Origin of the sequence: Burkholderia sp. 28_3, assembly GCF_003253915.1 — a bacterium.
Classification (GTDB): domain Bacteria; phylum Pseudomonadota; class Gammaproteobacteria; order Burkholderiales; family Burkholderiaceae; genus Burkholderia; species Burkholderia cenocepacia.
This window is the reverse complement of the sequence record NZ_QKZF01000016.1, coordinates 128,900-144,854: the sequence shown is the minus strand read 5'-3', so window position 1 is coordinate 144,854 and position 15,955 is coordinate 128,900. Positions and strand designations below refer to the sequence as shown.

At 69.4% G+C, this 15,955-nt stretch carries 16 protein-coding genes, 1 tRNA gene and 1 pseudogene; 8 read left to right on the top strand and 10 right to left on the bottom strand.

What is annotated here, in order from left to right; genetic code table 11:
* Positions 1–131 precede the first annotated feature (131 nt).
* The 4 genes and pseudogenes from DFS13_RS27710 (at position 132) to DFS13_RS40615 (ending at position 5,366) form a co-directional block, all read left to right on the top strand.
* Positions 132–2,315 (top strand): TonB-dependent siderophore receptor, encoded by a 2,184-nt coding sequence (locus DFS13_RS27710; RefSeq protein WP_208328486.1) that lies wholly within the window; start codon positions 132–134, stop codon positions 2,313–2,315.
* Positions 2,315–2,578: a hypothetical protein gene (locus tag DFS13_RS27705; protein WP_006486734.1), complete on the top strand. Its 264-nt coding sequence runs from the start codon at positions 2,315–2,317 to the stop codon at positions 2,576–2,578. Before DFS13_RS27710 ends, DFS13_RS27705 begins: the two co-directional genes overlap by 1 nt.
* A 1-nt stretch (position 2,579) precedes the next feature.
* Positions 2,580–3,605, top strand: a pseudogene (locus DFS13_RS40620) (PepSY-associated TM helix domain-containing protein); the annotation flags it as partial.
* Positions 3,606–4,118: 513 nt separating this feature from the next.
* Positions 4,119–5,366: a RhtX/FptX family siderophore transporter gene (locus tag DFS13_RS40615; RefSeq protein WP_006486728.1), complete on the top strand. Its 1,248-nt coding sequence runs from the start codon at positions 4,119–4,121 to the stop codon at positions 5,364–5,366.
* A gap of 76 nt (positions 5,367–5,442) precedes the next feature.
* Here DFS13_RS40615 and DFS13_RS27695 read toward each other — a convergent pair whose 3' ends face one another.
* Positions 5,443–6,684, bottom strand: a complete 1,242-nt coding sequence (locus DFS13_RS27695; RefSeq protein ID WP_059721908.1) for an MFS transporter — start codon at positions 6,682–6,684, stop codon at positions 5,443–5,445.
* Positions 6,685–6,823: 139 nt separating this feature from the next.
* Between DFS13_RS27695 and DFS13_RS27690 the strand changes: the two genes are divergently transcribed.
* Complete coding sequence (locus DFS13_RS27690; RefSeq protein WP_111442347.1) at positions 6,824–7,696, top strand: LysR family transcriptional regulator; 873 nt, start codon at positions 6,824–6,826, stop codon at positions 7,694–7,696.
* A 75-nt stretch (positions 7,697–7,771) separates the two neighbouring features.
* Here DFS13_RS27690 and DFS13_RS27685 read toward each other — a convergent pair.
* Positions 7,772–7,856, bottom strand: a tRNA-Leu gene (locus DFS13_RS27685).
* Between the two features lie 142 nt (positions 7,857–7,998).
* On the opposite strand from DFS13_RS27685, the gene DFS13_RS27680 reads away from it, so the two are divergent.
* A complete protein-coding gene (locus DFS13_RS27680; protein ID WP_111442346.1) occupies positions 7,999–9,312 on the top strand; it encodes a leucine-rich repeat-containing protein kinase family protein in 1,314 nt (437 codons plus the stop codon).
* Between the two features lie 15 nt (positions 9,313–9,327).
* Here the strand turns inward: DFS13_RS27680 and DFS13_RS27675 are convergent, their stop codons facing one another.
* From DFS13_RS27675 to DFS13_RS27640, 8 genes are all read right to left on the bottom strand, one after another.
* A complete protein-coding gene (locus tag DFS13_RS27675) occupies positions 9,328–9,957 on the bottom strand; it encodes a LysE family translocator (RefSeq protein ID WP_111442345.1) in 630 nt (209 codons plus the stop codon).
* Between the two features lie 97 nt (positions 9,958–10,054).
* Complete coding sequence (locus tag DFS13_RS40400) at positions 10,055–10,228, bottom strand: hypothetical protein (RefSeq protein ID WP_006486739.1); 174 nt, start codon at positions 10,226–10,228, stop codon at positions 10,055–10,057.
* Between the two features lie 32 nt (positions 10,229–10,260).
* Entirely contained in the window at positions 10,261–10,704 is a 444-nt protein-coding gene (locus DFS13_RS27670) for a copper chaperone PCu(A)C (protein ID WP_043206152.1), read from the bottom strand.
* Positions 10,705–10,796: 92 nt separating this feature from the next.
* Positions 10,797–11,162: a copper resistance protein CopC gene (locus DFS13_RS27665; RefSeq protein ID WP_006486759.1), complete on the bottom strand. Its 366-nt coding sequence runs from the start codon at positions 11,160–11,162 to the stop codon at positions 10,797–10,799.
* A 290-nt stretch (positions 11,163–11,452) separates the two neighbouring features.
* Positions 11,453–11,830 (bottom strand): DUF2946 domain-containing protein, encoded by a 378-nt coding sequence (locus DFS13_RS27655; RefSeq protein ID WP_012493505.1) that lies wholly within the window; start codon positions 11,828–11,830, stop codon positions 11,453–11,455.
* Between the two features lie 92 nt (positions 11,831–11,922).
* Positions 11,923–12,417 (bottom strand): SRPBCC family protein, encoded by a 495-nt coding sequence (locus DFS13_RS27650; protein WP_012493504.1) that lies wholly within the window; start codon positions 12,415–12,417, stop codon positions 11,923–11,925.
* 58 nt (positions 12,418–12,475) lie between these two features.
* Positions 12,476–12,778, bottom strand: a complete 303-nt coding sequence (locus DFS13_RS27645) for a 2Fe-2S iron-sulfur cluster-binding protein (RefSeq protein ID WP_006486753.1) — start codon at positions 12,776–12,778, stop codon at positions 12,476–12,478.
* A 72-nt stretch (positions 12,779–12,850) separates the two neighbouring features.
* Positions 12,851–14,800 (bottom strand): sigma-54-dependent Fis family transcriptional regulator, encoded by a 1,950-nt coding sequence (locus DFS13_RS27640; RefSeq protein ID WP_111442344.1) that lies wholly within the window; start codon positions 14,798–14,800, stop codon positions 12,851–12,853.
* A 185-nt stretch (positions 14,801–14,985) separates the two neighbouring features.
* Here DFS13_RS27640 and DFS13_RS41180 point away from each other — a divergent pair, with 185 nt between their 5' ends.
* Complete coding sequence (locus DFS13_RS41180; RefSeq protein WP_006498826.1) at positions 14,986–15,261, top strand: DUF2964 family protein; 276 nt, start codon at positions 14,986–14,988, stop codon at positions 15,259–15,261.
* Positions 15,262–15,501: 240 nt separating this feature from the next.
* Positions 15,502–15,789: a DUF1488 domain-containing protein gene (locus DFS13_RS27630; RefSeq protein ID WP_006486743.1), complete on the top strand. Its 288-nt coding sequence runs from the start codon at positions 15,502–15,504 to the stop codon at positions 15,787–15,789.
* Positions 15,790–15,955 lie beyond the last annotated feature (166 nt).

Genomic DNA, 15,955 nt, shown 5'->3' with positions numbered 1-15,955 from the left:
CCGCCGTGCCCGGAATCGATAGGAAAAGCCCCTCGATCGAAAAATCGCCTGCCGGTTCTAATTGATAATGAGAATGATTATCAAATACGGGGGCGTGAATGCGGTACGAGGTACGGGAACCTGAGAGATCGATGATGCAGGGCGCGCGCGTCGCCCGTTTCGGGCGCTGGCGTCCGTCGCTGTACCTCGGCCTGCTGATCGCCGCGCATCCGGCGGCGGCGTTCGCCGATGCGGCGCCGGCGGGCGGCGCGGAAGTCCGCAAGGAAGAGGCGGCCGCCGCGCAGCCTGCCGGGGGCGAGTTGAAGGCGATTGCGGTGAATGCGTCGCGCAGCGTGGCCGACGATCCGTCGGTGGCGACGGTCGGCAAGATGTCGCTCGCGTTGCGCGAGATTCCGCAGTCGGTCAGCGTGACGACGCGCGAGCGGATCGACCAGCAGAACCTGTTCTCGCTCGACGAGGTGATGCAGCAGTCGGCCGGCGTGACGGTCCAGCCTTACGTGCTGCTCACCACCGCGTACTTCGTGCGCGGCTTCAAGGTCGATTCGTTCGAATTCGACGGCGTGCCGGTCGTGATCGGCGACATGGCGAGCGCGCCGCAGGACATCTCGGTGTACGAGCGCGTGGAAATCCTGCGCGGCGCGAACGGGCTGCTGCACGGCTCCGGCAATCCGGCCGCGACCGTCAACCTCGTGCGCAAGCGCCCGCAATACCAGTTTTCCGCGCATGCGACCGCAAGCGTCGGCAGCTGGGACCGCTATCGCGCGGAAGCCGACATCGGCGGCCCGCTCAATGCGGCCGGCACCGTGCGCAGCCGGCTCGTCGCCGCGTACGAGGATCGCCACTTCTTCTACGACCATGCGAAGCAGGACACGCGTTCGATCTACAGCGTCACGGAAGTCGACGTGACGCGCGACACGCTGCTCACGTTCGGCGCGCAGTACCAGACCACGTCGTCGGTGCCCGACATGTCCGGCGTGCCGATGGCGCGCGACGGGTCGAGCCTCGGCCTGTCGCGCTCGACGTTCCTCGACACCGCGTGGGGCCGCTTCAACTGGGACACGACGCGTGCGTTCGCGTCGGTCGAGCAGAAGCTCGGCGCCGGCTGGAAAGCAAAGGTCAGCGGCGAATACCAGAGCGTGCGCTCGGACCTGAAGTACGCGGGTTCGTTCGGCGCGATCGATCCGGCGACGGGCGCCGGCGGCCGGCTGACCGGCGCCGCGTACCAGTTCAGCAGCTACAGCCGCAGCCTCGATGCGAACGTGCAGGGCCCCGTGCATGCGTTCGGGCTCACGCACGACCTGCTGTTCGGCGTCACCTACGCGAACAGCAGCAGCGGGCAGATGACGGCGCCGCTGCTCGGCGACGTGGCCGGCACGCCGGTGAACGTGTATCGCTGGAACCCGAGCAGCGTGCCCGAGCCCGGCATCGGGCCGTACCAGCAATCGCAGCAGAACGACATTTCGCAGAAGGGCGTCTACGGGCTCGGCCGCATCAAGCTCGCGGAACCGCTGACGCTCGTGCTCGGCGGCCGGATGAGCTGGTGGAACCAGGACAGCCTCGCCGCGCACTACAACACCGGACACCAGTTCACGCCATACGGCGGGCTGATCTGGGATTTCGCGCGCGACTGGTCGTGGTACGCGAGCTATGCGGAGGTGTTCCAGCCGCAGACCAAGTCGATGTGGGGCGGTGGCATCCTGACGCCGGTGAAGGGGCGCACCTACGAAACGGGCGTGAAGGGCGAACTGGCGGGCGGCAAGCTCAACGTGTCGCTCGCGGCGTTCCGCATCGATCTCGACAACAACCCGCAGGTCGACCTCGCGCATCCGTGCGCGGGGCCGAGCTGCTACTACGTGAACGGCGGCAGCGTGCGCAGCCAGGGTTTCGAGTTCGAGGCGAACGGCCGCATCACGCCGTGGTGGAGCGTGTGGGCGAGCTACACGTACGACACGATGCGCTATGCGGACAACCTCGCGAACGCGGGCACGTTCGCGCCGCTGCTGAATCCGCGCCACCTGTTCCGGCTGTGGACCAACTACGACCTGCCGTGGCAGGAGCGGCGCTGGAGCATCGGCGGCGGCGTGCAGGTGCAGAGCAGCTACTCGGCGCAGGCGAACGGCGTCACGATGAGCCAGGGCGGCTACGCGCTCGCGAGCGTGCGGCTCGGCTACCGCTACGACAAGCACTGGAGCGCCGCGCTCAACGTCAACAACCTGTTCGACCGCCACTACTACCTGAGCCTGAGCCAGCCGGGCTGGAACAACCGTTACGGGGAACCGCGCAACGTGATGCTGACCGTGCGCGGGCAATTCTGATGGCGTCCGGCTGGGGGGCGCGGGCGGCGATCGCGATCGGCGGCGTGCTGCCGGGTGCGGTCGCGCTCGCGCTCACGCTGGCCCGTCATTACCCCGACGACGGCCTGAACCGGCTCTATGCGGCCGTGTTGCTGACGCTCGCCGCGAGCGTCGCCGCGCTGCTGTGGGTGCTCGTCGCGCCCGGCTGGCGGCAGGCCGCGTGGCGCGCGGGTGTGTGGCTCGCGGTGCTCGTGCCGTGCGCGATGTTCTGGGGAGGGCGCTGACATGGATGCTTCGTCGCGTTCGCGCTGGCGCGCGCTGCATCGCGGCGCCGGTGCGCTGTTCGGCGTGGTGCTGTTCGTCGTGCTGTTCAGCGGCGCCTGGAGTCTCGCATTCGATTCGATGCAGGGCTGGTGGCGGCCGCCGGCGGTGGCCGTCGCGCGGCCGACGTTGTCGCTCGATGCGCTCGTCACGCGCGCGGCGTCGCTCGGGGTGGCGTTGCGCGACGCGCGCATCGTGCTGCCGCGGCCGGACGATCCGGCCATCCGTTTCTGCGACGCGCGCCAGACATGCACGCTCGCGCTCGATCCGGCAACCGGCGCGCCGCTGCCCGACGCAGGGCGGGCGACCTTGATCGTCACGCTGCACAAGACGCTGTTCGCCGGCTTCCCCGGGCGCATCTTCGTCAGCCTGTGGGGCATCGTGCTGCTCGTGCTCATCGTCGCGGGCATCGTCGTGCATCGCAAGCGCTGGCCCGATGCGGCGCGCATCCGGCGCGGCCACGGCTTGCGCGTCGCGCTGTTCGACCTGCACGCATGGATCGGCCTATGGGGCACGCCGTGGCTCGTGCTGTTCGCGTTCACCGGCGCGTTGTCGGGGCTCGGCGCGCTCGGCACGGTGTCGCTCGCGGGCGTCGCGTATCCGGGGCAGCCGCAGCGTGCGTTCGCCGAACTGCTGGGCGGGCCGCCGCCCGTGGAAGCCGGCGGCCCGTGGCGACATGCGCCCGATCTCGATGCGCTGCTGCGGCGCGACGCGGTGCGCAGGCCGGATTTCCGGCCCGAAACCGTCGTGCTGCATCGCTGGGGCGATGTGAATGCGCGCGTCGAGATTGCCGGCACGACCGCGGGCCTGCCGAGCACCGCCGTGTTCGAACGCCACCTGTACCGTGCGACGGACGGGCAATGGCTCGCCAATGCGACGTCGCGCGGCCGCGGCTTCTGGCTGCGCGCGTTCATCGCGGTGCAGCCGCTGCATTTCGCGCAATACGGCTGGGTGGGGGCGGCCGGTGATGGGCTGCGCGTGCTGCATTTCCTGATGGGGCTCGCCGCGTGCGCGTTGTGCGCGACGGGGCTGCACCTGTGGATCGAGCGGCGGCGTGCACAGCGCGAGCGTTCGGCGGACGTGCTGGCCGCCGCCGCGGTCGGCGTGTGCGGCGGGCTCGTGCTCGCGGGCGGCGCCCTGCTGTTCGCCGGCCGTGCGCTGCCGGACGGCGTGCACGTCGACCATGCGCTCGCGATGCTGTTCTGGGCCGTGTGGGGCGGCGCGATCGCGCTCGCGGCCTGTGTCGCCGATCGCGCGGCATGGCTGCGCGTGCTGATGCGTGCGGCCGGCATCGCGTACGGGCTGGCCGGCGCGACCCATTGCGCGCTCGCGCTGCGGGGCGCGGGCCAGCCCGTGTACTGGCCGATCGACGTGGCGCTCGTCGCCTTCGGCGCATTGCTGCTGCGTGCGGCGCGCCGTCCGCGGCGCGACGCGACGCGATGCAGCCTGCGCGCGTGCCGGCCGGCGCCGAACCTTTTTAACCTCATGCAACTGGAGACTTCGATGCGCGACCTGCTCGAACATCGCCGCCTGGTCATCACGATCACGCTGCTTTACCTGTCACAGGGAATCCCGATCGGCATCGCGATGGACGCGATGCCGACGCTGCTGCGCCACGACGGCGCGCCGCTTCACGCGCTCGCGTTCCTGCCGCTCGTCGGGCTGCCGTGGGTCGTGAAATTCCTGTGGGCGCCCGTCGTCGACAACCGCTGGTCGCCCCGCATCGGCCGGCGGCGCAGCTGGATGTTGCCGATGCAGACGATCGTCGTGCTGTGCCTGGTCAGCCTCGCGCAGATCGGGATGACGGTCGCGACGGCCGGCTGGGCGGTCGGGCTGCTGGCCGTCGCGTCGCTCGCGAGCGCGACGCAGGACATCGCGAACGACGGGATGGCCGCCGAGCATTTCAGCGGCGACACGCTCGCGAAGATCAACGCGATCCAGATCGCGGGCGTGATGATCGGCTTCTTTGGCGGCGGCGCCGGCACGTTGACGCTGATCGGCCTGTTCGGCCAGCCTACCGCGTTTCTCGCGCTGGCCGCCGTCCCGCTCGCGAGCCTCGTCTGCGTGCTGTGGGTGCTGCCGCGCGACGCGGATCGCGCGCGCGTCCGGCCCGAACACGATGCGAGCCTCGTGCGCTTCGCGAAGCGGCCGCGTTCGTGGTCGCTGCTGTCGCTCGCATTGCTGTCGGCGATGACCGCCGTATCGGGCTTCGGCCTGTCGAAGCTGTTCCTCAACGACGCGGGCTGGTCGCTCGACGCGATCGGCAAACTCGGGATGGCGGGCGGCGTCGTGACGGTCGTGCTCGGTTGCGGCGGCGGCGCGTGGCTCGTGAGGGCGCTCGGGCTGTGGCGCGCGTTTACGGCCGGCGTGAGTTGCGCGGGCGCGGCCGCGCTGCTGTGGTTCGCGCAGGCGAATGGGTGGCTGCCGGTGTCGCCGTCGTGGGCGTGGCTGTGCACGGTGCTCGGCTCGCTGGCGACCGGCATCACGTCCGTGTCGATCATGACGGCCGGCATGCGTTTCGCCGGCGGCAGCGATCAGGCCGGCACCGACGTGACGGCCGTGCAGAGCACGCGCGATCTCGGCGAGCTGATCGCGTCGTCGACGATCCTGTCGCTGACCGCGAAGGTCGGTTACACGGGCGGGTTTCTCACCGGCGTCGCGCTCGCGGTGCTGGCGGCGCTGATCGCGATGAAGCTGCGGCGGCGCGAGGCGGCGTATGCGGTGAAGGGGGACGATGCGCTGGTGTCGTGACGGCTGCGCGGCCGGCGTGCGATGCAGGGTGCGCATCGCGCCGCGCTGCGTCTGGCCACGCGTGGCTGAGCGTGGCTCAAGCGCGGCTCAACCGCCGCGCCGCCAGCAATGCGATGACGAGCAGCACCGCGACGTACGCGGCGACGCTCGTCCACGCGCCGCGTTGCCAGAACGCGCCGCCGACCGAGCCGAGCACGCTCGACCCGACGTAGTAGGCGAGCAGATACAGCGAAGCCGCATGCCCCTTCGCGGCGCCCGCGAGCGCGCCGACCCAGCCGCTCGCGACCGAATGGGCGACGAAGAAGCCGATCGTCACGAGCACGATGCCGACGACGATCGCGGCGAGCGAGTGCGACAGCGTCAGCGCGAGGCCCGCCGCGAACACGACGATGCCGCTGACGAGGACCGGTGCCCGCCCGAGACGATCGGCGAGCGCGCCGGCGCTCGACGACGACACCATCCCGAACAGGTACGCGCCGAAGATCAGCCCGCACGCGGTCGGGCTCAGGTTGAACGGCGCGGCCATGAGCCGGAACCCGGCGTAGTTGTAGATCGTCACGAACGCGCCCATCACGAGGAAGCCGATCGCGAATACGAACGGCAGGCGCGCGTGCTGCAATTGCGCGTGCCACAGCCGCAGGTGGTGACGCAGCGTCAGGTCGGTGCGCTTCACGAAGCGTCGCGACGGCGGCAGCAGCATCACGAACGCGATCGCCGCGAGCAGGTCGACGACGCCGATCGACAGCATCGCGGTTCGCCACGAGAAGTGCTCTTCGAGCGCGCTCATCCCGATCCGTCCGATCATGCCGCCGAACGCGGTCCCGCCGACATAGAGCCCCATCGAGAAGCCGAGGCCGTCCGCCGCGATTTCTTCCGCGAGATACGCCATCGCCACCGCCGGCACGCCGCCCAGCGCGAAGCCTTCGAGCGCACGCCAGACCAGCAGCAGGTGCCAGTTCGGCGACCACGCGGCGAGCAGGTTGAACAGCGCGGCCAGCGTCATCGACGCGAACATCAGCCCGCGCCGCCCGACGCGTTCGGACAGCGCGCCGGCGCACAGGATCGACACCGCGAGCATCCCGGTCGACAGCGACAGCGAGAGCGAACTCGACGCCGCGCCGACGTTGAACTCGCGGGCGAACGCGGGCAGCAGCGGCTGTACGCAGTACAGCAGCGAGAAAGTGGAAAAGCCGGCGAGGAACAGCGCGAACGCGATGCGCTTGTACGCGGCCGAGCGCGGGGACACACCGGCCGGCAGCGCATCGGGTGCGGTGTTCTGCGTGCCGGGCAGGGAACGGGAAATCGAAGCGGAGGACATGAAGGCACTCGTTGTGCGACGGAATACACGAATTCTTGCGCACGGTCATGTATATGTCCAATATATGAAATGAACCGAAGCCATATCTTTTAACACTGGCTGACGGATTAATCCGACTCACCGCGAGGTCACGTCACGCATGGAACTCCGGCATCTCCGCTACTTTCTGGCCGTCGCGGCCGCGTCGAATTTCACGAAGGCCGCCGAAACGCTCGGCATCGGCCAGCCGCCGTTGAGCCAGCAGATCAAGGTGCTCGAGAACGAGCTCGGCGTGGAGCTGTTCAAGCGGACCGCGCGCGGCGCCGAGCTGACGCTGGCGGGCGAGGTGTTCGCGGAAGAGGCGCGGCGCGTGCTCGACGATGCCGAGCGCGCGGCACGGGCGGCCAGGCGCGCCGCGCGCGGGGAAACCGGCCATTTGCGGGTCGGCTTCACCGGCACGGCCGCGTTCAATCCGAAGGTGTCGGATCTGATTCGCCGCTTTCGGGAGGCGTTTCCGGAGGCCGAGCTGACGTTGCAGGAAGCGACGTCGGGGGTTTTGCTGGAGGCGCTCGAGGCCGGGCGCGTCGATGTCGCGATCGTGCGGCCCGAGCGTCGCGTCGCCGCGACGCTGCGGGTGTCGGACTGGGACGAGGAGCCGATGTTCGTCGCGCTGCCCGTCGCGCACCGGCTCGCGCAGCGGCGGCGCATCGAGCTGGCGGAACTGGCCGACGAGTCGTTCGTGCAGGTGCCGCGCGCGGCCGGCGGCGCGCTGTTCGACGACATCGTCGCCGCGTGCCGGGCCGCCGGGTTCGAGCCGCGCATGGCGCAACCGGCGCCGCAGATCGCGTCCGCGGTGACGCTGGTGGCGGCCGGGCTCGGCGTGTCGGTCGTGCCGAAGGCGATTACGCAGGTGCAGGTTCCCGGGGTCGTGTACCGGCCGTTCGCGGGTAACCGGTTTCGCGCCAGGCTGGCGATTGCGTCGCGCTGCGACGAGCCGTCCGCGGTGGTGCGGAATTTTTTGTTGTTGGCGTAGCGGAAAACAAAAAACCCGCGAAGCCAGGTGCTGTCGCGGGTTTCAGAGAATGCTGGAATGCGGGGAAAACGCATCTGGTGCCGACGGCGAGACTCGAACTCGCACAGCTTTCGCCACTACCCCCTCAAGATAGCGTGTCTACCAATTTCACCACGTCGGCACTGCAAGGGGCGCAATTCTAACGTCACATCGCGCGTTTGTGAAGAGGGTATGACAAGGTCGTGCACGGGCACCCGATCGATCCCGGTAGAATTCGTCCGATCGACCCGACGATCAACGCAACCGCCACCCGTCTTCTTCCCGTGACCCACACCCTCGAACACCTGCAGGCCGGCCAACTGGCGGGCGCGCGGCAACTCAAGCTCGCGTGCGGGCTGACCGAATTTCCGCGCGAGATCTTCGATCTGGCCGACACGCTCGAAGTGCTCGACCTGACCGGTAATGCGCTGTCCGCGCTGCCGGACGATCTGCCGCGGCTGCATCGCCTGCGCATCCTGTTCGCGTCGGGCAACCGCTTCACCGCTTTCCCTGGCGTGCTCGGCGCGTGCGAGCAGCTCGACATGATCGGCTTCAAGGCGAACCGGATCCGCACCGTGCCGCGCGGCGCGCTGCCGCGTGCGCTGCGCTGGCTGATCCTGACCGACAACGCGATCGACGAACTGCCGGCCGACATCGGCGACTGTGCGCGGTTGCAGAAGCTGATGCTCGCCGGCAACCAGCTGCGCGCGCTGCCCGCGGAACTGGCCGCGTGCCGCGCGCTGGAACTGGTGCGCCTGTCCGCGAACCGGCTGGGGGCGTTGCCCGACTGGCTGCTGCGCCTGCCGCGTCTCGCATGGCTTGCCGTTGCCGGCAATCCGCTCGGCGCGGTGCCGGAGGCCGCGGCGTCCGCCGGGCCGGACGTCGCGGAGATCGACTGGGCGGCGCTGTCATGCGAACAGAAGCTGGGCGAGGGCGCGTCGGGCGTCATTTACCGTGCGCAGTGGCGCGCGGACGGCCACCCGCCGCGCACGGTCGCGGTCAAGCTGTTCAAGGGCGCGGTGACGAGCGACGGCCTGCCCGATTGCGAAATGGCCGCGTGCCTGCATGCCGGCGGTCACCCAAACCTGATTCCCGTGATCGGCAAGGTGCGCGGGCATCCGGACGGCACGCACGGCCTGGTGATGGCGTTGGTCGATCCGGCGCTGACGAACCTCGCCGGGCCGCCGAGCTTCGCGTCCTGCACGCGCGACGTCTACGCCGCCGATGCGAGGTTCGATCCGGCGCAAGCGGTGCGAATCGCGCACGGCATCGCGTCGGTCGCCGGTCATCTGCACGCGCGCGGCATCATGCATGGCGACCTGTATGCGCACAACATCCTGCACGACGGCGCAGGCGGCGCGTTGCTCGGGGATTTCGGCGCGGCGTCGCTGTACGACCGAAACGAGCATACGTGGGGCGCCCGGTTCGAGCGGCTCGAAGTGCGCGCGTTCGGCTATCTGCTCGGCGAATTGCTCGAGCGCTGTGGATCGCACGCCGACGCGCTCGATGCGCTGGCGGCGGCCTGTGTGAACGAGGACGTCGATGCGCGGCCGTCGTTCGACGAGATCACCGCCGCACTGGCCGCTCGCCTGCGCTGACGGGAAGAGGTCGTCTCATGCCTGCCGCGCACTCAGCAGCTTGATGCCGAGCCCGACGAACAGCAGCCCGCTCGCACGCTTGAGCGCGCACACCGCGCGGCTCATGCCGAAGCCGCGATGCAGGCGGCGCACGCCGGCCGAATAGACGCTGTGAACGACGACGACCGTGCACGCGATCGTCGCGTACATCACGACGAACTGCAGCGCGAGCGGCCGGTCGTGCACGACGAACTGCGGCATGAACGCGGACAGGAAGATCATCGTCTTCGGATTGCTGCCCGATACGAACAGCGCTTCGCGGAACAGCTTGCGGCGATCGGGCACGGCGATTTCCGTTGGGCCGCTCGATGCGGCGGCCTTGCGATCGCCGCGCAACTGCCGGACACCCAGGACCATCAGGTACGCGGCGCCGATCACCTTCATCGCGACGAACAGCGGCGGCATCGCGGCCAGCACCGCGCCGACGCCGAGCGCGACCAGCAGCACGATCACACCCTGCGCGACGAGGTTGCCGGCGATCGTCGCCGCGGTGCCGTGCGCGCCGTAGCGCACCGTGTTGCGGATCACGAGCAGCACGTTGGGCCCCGGCGACAGCGTCGTCGCGAGATAGGCGGCGGCAAACAGCATCCAGGTCTGAATGGACATGCGGCGCTCCGAGAGGCGGTTCCGGCGGTCGGGATGACGCGATGATGCCACGCCAATAATGGCGCGGGCCGCCGCCGGAACCGTGCCGTCCGGCGTGTCAGCGCGCGTCGCGCATGCAGTACGCGGGAATCGACGGCGGTGTATCGATGGCGGCAGGCCGCGTCATCCACGCGATCCATGCGGCCCACAACCCGCAGACGATCAGTACCGCGACATTCAGCGGCGTCCGGTAGCGAACGATCAGGTCGGCCAGCGGCAGGCGGTCTTTCATGTACGTCTCCTTCGATCGTGAGGCGGGCGGCGTTACTGGCCGGCGTAGGTCGGCGCCTTCGCGTCGCAGGTCACGGACACGGTCGAGCCGTCCGCGAAGTGCAGCCGGAACGGCACCTTCGCGCCGGGCGCGACGGCCTGGCGCGGCTCCTCCAGCATCACGTGATAGCTTTTCGGCTTGAACGTCACCGCGCCATGCGCCGGCACGACGACCGAATCGACGTGCACCATCTTCGCGGTGCTGCCGCTCGTCTGCGTTTCATGCACCATCGCCATCCCGTAGGCGGGCGTGTCGATACCGGTCAGCGTCGCGGGCGCGTCGCCGTGGTTCTTCAGCGTGAAGTAGCCGGACGACGGCACCGTCGCCGGCATCGTACGGATCCAGCACGCATCGGCCTGGATGGCCGGCGCGGCGAACGTGGCGGTGGCGTGCAGCGTCAGTGCCATGAGCAGGCCGGTCGGAATCGGGCGTTTCATCATGTGTTCTCCTTATTGGGTGCGATGCCGCGGGCATCGATACGAATGCGCTCGGCACGAAGCGCCGATGCGCACCGCGTGCGTGCCATGCGTTACTTCAGCGTGAACGTGTAGCGGCCGTGCGTGCGATGGCCGTCGCTGGCCACCGCGATCCACGCGACCGTGTAGGTGCCGGGCTTCAGGTTCGCGAGTGGGACGTGCATTCGCTTCCGGTTGCCGGCGTCGACGGCCGATTTCCCGTCGACGACCGATTGCCCTTGGCTGTCGGTCACGGCGATCGAGCTGAACGCCGGCTCGAGCGCCTCGCCGAAATCGATCGTGACCGCGTGCGGCGCGGTGGACAGCGTGGCGTCGGGAGCCGGGTCCTGCGTTTTCGGGAGCGCATGCGCGTGGGCGGCCTGGATGACGACGAAGCCGAGTGCGGCGAGTGCGCCGCGAACGAAAAGGGTGGTTTTCATGGCTGGATGAGCGAATGACGAATCGGATGAAAAAACGGATTCGACGGACGGCTGCGCGGAGCGGCATCGATGCCGACGCCGGTCGGCGCGGACCTGCGCGGCCAGGCATTCGCATGCGGGCGAATGCGGGCGCGGCAATCCGAACCGGCGGCGGCCAACCACATGCCCGGCACGACGCCGTGCGCAGCAGGGTGAGACATGATCGTCCTTCGAAACGTGACACGTCGCGCACGCCGGCGGCGTGCGCGGACGGCGCGATGCACGACGGCATCACGCGCAATGACGACGGATCAGGACGTGAACGGAGGGGCGCGCGGTTGCGCGGACGTGAGCGGTAGCGCGCGGCGCAGGCTTTCGAAGCGGGTGGCCGCGCGATGCTCGATTGCGTGCACGTGAGCCGCGAACGTCAGTTCGGGCGCGGGCAGCGCGGGGGTATGGGCAAGCAGGCTGCAGTAGCCGCATGCCTGGAGATGGGCCTGCAGGCTTTTCGTCGCCGCATCGGCGGACGGCGTGCCGGCGGCCGGCGCGGACGAACAGTAGCCGGCCAGCAGCGCGTCGACGCGCCCTTGCGTGGTCAGCGCCTGCGAGATCGTCGGCGCGAGCGCCGTCATCAGGATGGCGAGCATCCCGATCAGACTGCCGATCTTCCGGAGACGACGACTCAGCATGCGATGTGCGGCGGCGGGTGGACGACGATGCCGCCGATTATGCCACGCACGTCGATGCGCCGGTCGGCGCGGACGTGCGGCGTAGCGGCGCGCTACGCGTGCAGCGCCAGATACTTTGCGATCAGCGTCATCTGCGCGGCCCAGCCCTGGTCGTTCATGTCGCGCGCGGTCGCGCGACGCGCTTCGATCAACTGGTCGAAACCCGTTTCGGTGACGGTGAGCAGCGTGCCGCCCGCCTGCGCCGCGAGCGTGAACGTGACGAGCGTCATCGGCTCGGACGCGTAATCGACATTCGGATCGATCGCGAACGGATGCCAGCGAAACGAGAACAGTTGCTTGGGTTCGATACGGTCGACGACGATTTCGAACACAGTGCCCGCATAGGGCTCCTGTGCCTTGGCGACGTCGTCGTCGACGCGGGTGGGGGTGATGCGGCCGAACAGCGACTGGCCGGCCTCGAACGGGCCGTCGAACGACACGCCGAACCACTGGCCGAATTCGCCGGAATTGCTCACGGCTGCCCAGACGCGGTCGGGCGATGCGGCGAGCAGCGTCTGTTTTTCGATGCGATCGGTTGGCTGGACCATCACGTTCTCCATGCAGGATCGAGCGTTGCAGGACGACGCGCGCGGTCGCGCGCCGCGTCTAGTCGAGCATGACCGCGTCGGGCACGTCGAGCACGAGGTCCGACGTCGCGACGGCCACGCACGGCAGCGTATAGCCGTCGGCCTTTTCCTCGCGGGAGAGCCCCGGCCATTCGATCGTGTAGCGTACGCTGCCGCTGACGATCCGGCAAAGGCAGCTTCGGCACGTGCCGTTGCGGCACGAGCGCGGCAGCGATACGCGCGCGAATGCGGCGGCTTCGAGCACGGTCAGCGCATCGGGCGCGTCGAAGGTGGCGCCGAGCGGCTCGATGCGCACGACGGGCGGGTGTTCTGGATCGGTCATGACTGAAGCGGGCGGCGGTTCGGCGGCAACGCGCCAAGCATACCCGAACGCGCCGGCCGCCGGCCGTGTGCATCAGTGCCGCCGCAGATACCGGTACACGGTATTGCGGGCGAGGCCGAGTTCGCGCGCGGCCGCCGACACGTTGCCGCCGTGCCGCGCGAGCACCGCGTCGATCATCGCGGCCTGGTGGCTTTGCAGCGTCGTGCCTTCGTGCTTGCCGGCCGATGGGGCCGATGGGGCCGATGGGGCCGATGGGGCCGATGCGGCCGGGGTGGCCGGGGTGGCCGCCGCTGGCCCAGCCGGCGCATCGTCGCAGTCGAGCCAGAAATCGTCGGGCAAATGCGCGAGCGTGATTTCGGCTTCGTCTTCGGCGAGCATGCCGGCCGTGCGCAGCACGTTGGTCATCTGCCGCAGGTTGCCGGGCCAGCGATGGCGCGCGAACGCATCGAGCACGTCGGCCGCGAGACGGCGCGGCATCGGCTCGCTGCGCGCGAGCCGCGCGAGGATGCGCTCGACGAGCGCCGGAAGGTCGGTGCGGGCGGCAAGCGCCGGCAGCGTGACCGCGAGCCCGTTGATCCGGTAGAACAGATCCTCGCGGAACGTGCCTTCCGCGATCATCGCGCGCAGGTCGCGGTGAGTCGCGCAGACCACCCGCACGTCGACCGGCACCGCGCGTGCGCCGCCGAGCGGCATCACCGCGCGCTCCTGCAGCACGCGCATCAGCCGCACCTGCTGCGCGAGCGGCATGTCGCCGATTTCATCGAGAAACAGCGTGCCGCCGTCGGCCTGCGCGATCTTGCCGGGGCTGCCGCGCTTGCGTGCGCCCGTGAACGCGCCGTCTTCGTAGCCGAACAGCTCGGCCTCGATCAGCGAATCGGGCAGCGCCGCGCAGTTGACCGCGACGAACGGGCCGTCCGCGCGCGGCGACGCCTGGTGCAGCGCGCGGGCGAGCCATTCCTTGCCGGTGCCCGTCTGGCCGAGGATCAGCAGCGGCAGGTCGCGCCCGCGGATCTTCGCGACGCGTTCGAGTACGGCGGCCATGCGCGCGTCGCCGGTGTCGAGCGTCGCGAACGTGATCGCGTCCGGGTCCGGTGCTCGCACGCGCGCGGCCGGCGCCGGCGGCGTGACCGCGACGGTCGTTTTCTGCGCTTCCGGGAATTCGCAGCGGGCGAGCACGCGCACGCCGGTCGACAGCGTGAGGCGGAACGTGGCGCCCGGCGCGCGCGCGGCCTGCTGCGCGAGCTGGGCGAAGCGCATGCCGAACAACGCGTCGCTCGCCTGATGCTGCAGTGCGTCGAACGACGCGCCGAGCTGGAACTGGGCGCTGCGGTTCGCGGCGATCAGCCCGCCGTCGGGGCCGAAGGCGACGAGCCCGGCGAACAGCGAATCGACGCAATCCTCGTGCGCGTGAAAGCGCAGCCGCAGCGCTTCGCCGCACTGGTTCGCGAACAGGTGGTTCTCGATCAGTTGCGCGGACATCCGCACCAGCGCGAGCGTATGCGGGCTGGAGCCGCGCGGGTCGCCGCTCACGTCGAGCGTGCCGAGCGTGCGGCCGAACGGATCGACGATCGGCGCGCATGCGCAGGTGAGGATGTGGTTCGCGCGCAGGAAATGTTCGGAGCCGTGCACGACCACGGCCTGGCCCGACGCGAGCGCGGTGCCGATCGCGTTGGTGCCGCGCGCGCCTTCGGCCCACGACACGCCGTTGCACAACGCGACGCGGTTCGCTTTCTCGATGAAGTCCGCGTCGCCGATGCTGTGCAGGATCACGCCGTCGGCATCGGTCAGCAGCACGAGGCTTTGCGTCTCGGCGATCTGCGCGTGGAGGTCCTCCATCACCGGGCGGGCGTGCGAGAACAGCGTGTGGTTCGTGTCGAGCAGTTCGCGCAGCGCGACGCGCGACAGCGGCGAGAAATCGGGGCGTTCATGCGCGCGCAGGCCGACCGCGGTCGAACGCGCATGCGCCTGCGCGAGCAGGTCGGTACGCCCCGCGGTGGCGGGCAGCACGAAGGGTTGCGGCATGATGTGTCTCCTGTTCCCGGGGCCGCCGGGGCCGACCGGATCGGAATCGGCGGCGGAGTGCGGCTCCGCTCGCGGTGCACCATTCGGCGCGACGGCCGACCGTCCGGGTACGCATCATCATACAAGCGCCACGTGCGATGCGCGACCGCGAACAAAATCCCCTTGCTTTTAAGCGCCCGCCTGCAATGATGGAAATGGAACACGCACGCGCCGTGTTCCGCAGTGCAACATGCATGCGACGCGACATGCATCCGTTCGGGAGACGCATCATGGTTCGGGCGGAACTGAGAGTCGTGCTGGCGGCCATCGCCACTTTCATCATGCTGGGCGGCATTGCCGTGGCGATCCACGGATTGCTGTTCGATCTGACCGATGCGGTGAGATACGGGGCGGCCGCGATTGCGGTGGGCGTCACGACCGCCGCGATCGCGCTCAACATCTGGCCGACCGATCCGCACTGACGTCCGTTGCTGAAACGGTGCCGGATGCCGCGCAGATCAGACGAAATGCGCGTCGGAACGACGCACACCGAAATTTTTGTGTCCCGCGCGAAACCGTCTAAAGTGGAATTCAACCGGCATGCATCGACCGCGCCACACCCCGCGGTCGGGGCCTCCGCCGGCGAGCCCGCGTACATTTCGTCCGGCCGGTAGCGGACGACGGACGCGGTCATTCGTTTTCTACCGGTCGAGGCGGCGCCCATGCAGATCCATTTCACGAACGAGAAGCCTGAGTATTCGGGGCGTGACCTGATGCTGGGGTTCACGGCACTGGTCAATGGCGAGCGCGTCCAATGTCAGATCACCGCCGAGGCGCTGGAAGACCACTTCGGTGCGGCGTCGCCGCGCTTCGAGGACATGGTCGGCGCATTCGACCAGCACCGCGAGCGCATCGAGGCGGCCGCACGGCGCCTGCTGTCGGAAACGCGCGCGCAGTGCGTGACGCTGCGTAGCGGCTACGTGCGTTTCTACGAGGCCAACTGGCGCTGACGACACGACGCTCGTCCGGCGGCGCGCGCGATCGAGCGCGGCGCACGAAGACGTTGCCTTTCACGCAATGCCGTTCGGTGGGGCCGGGCGGCATTTTCGTATGCGCGCCGGGCGGGATGGTCGACCATCGATAGGGGCGTGCGCGTCGATTCGTCAGGATCGCGGA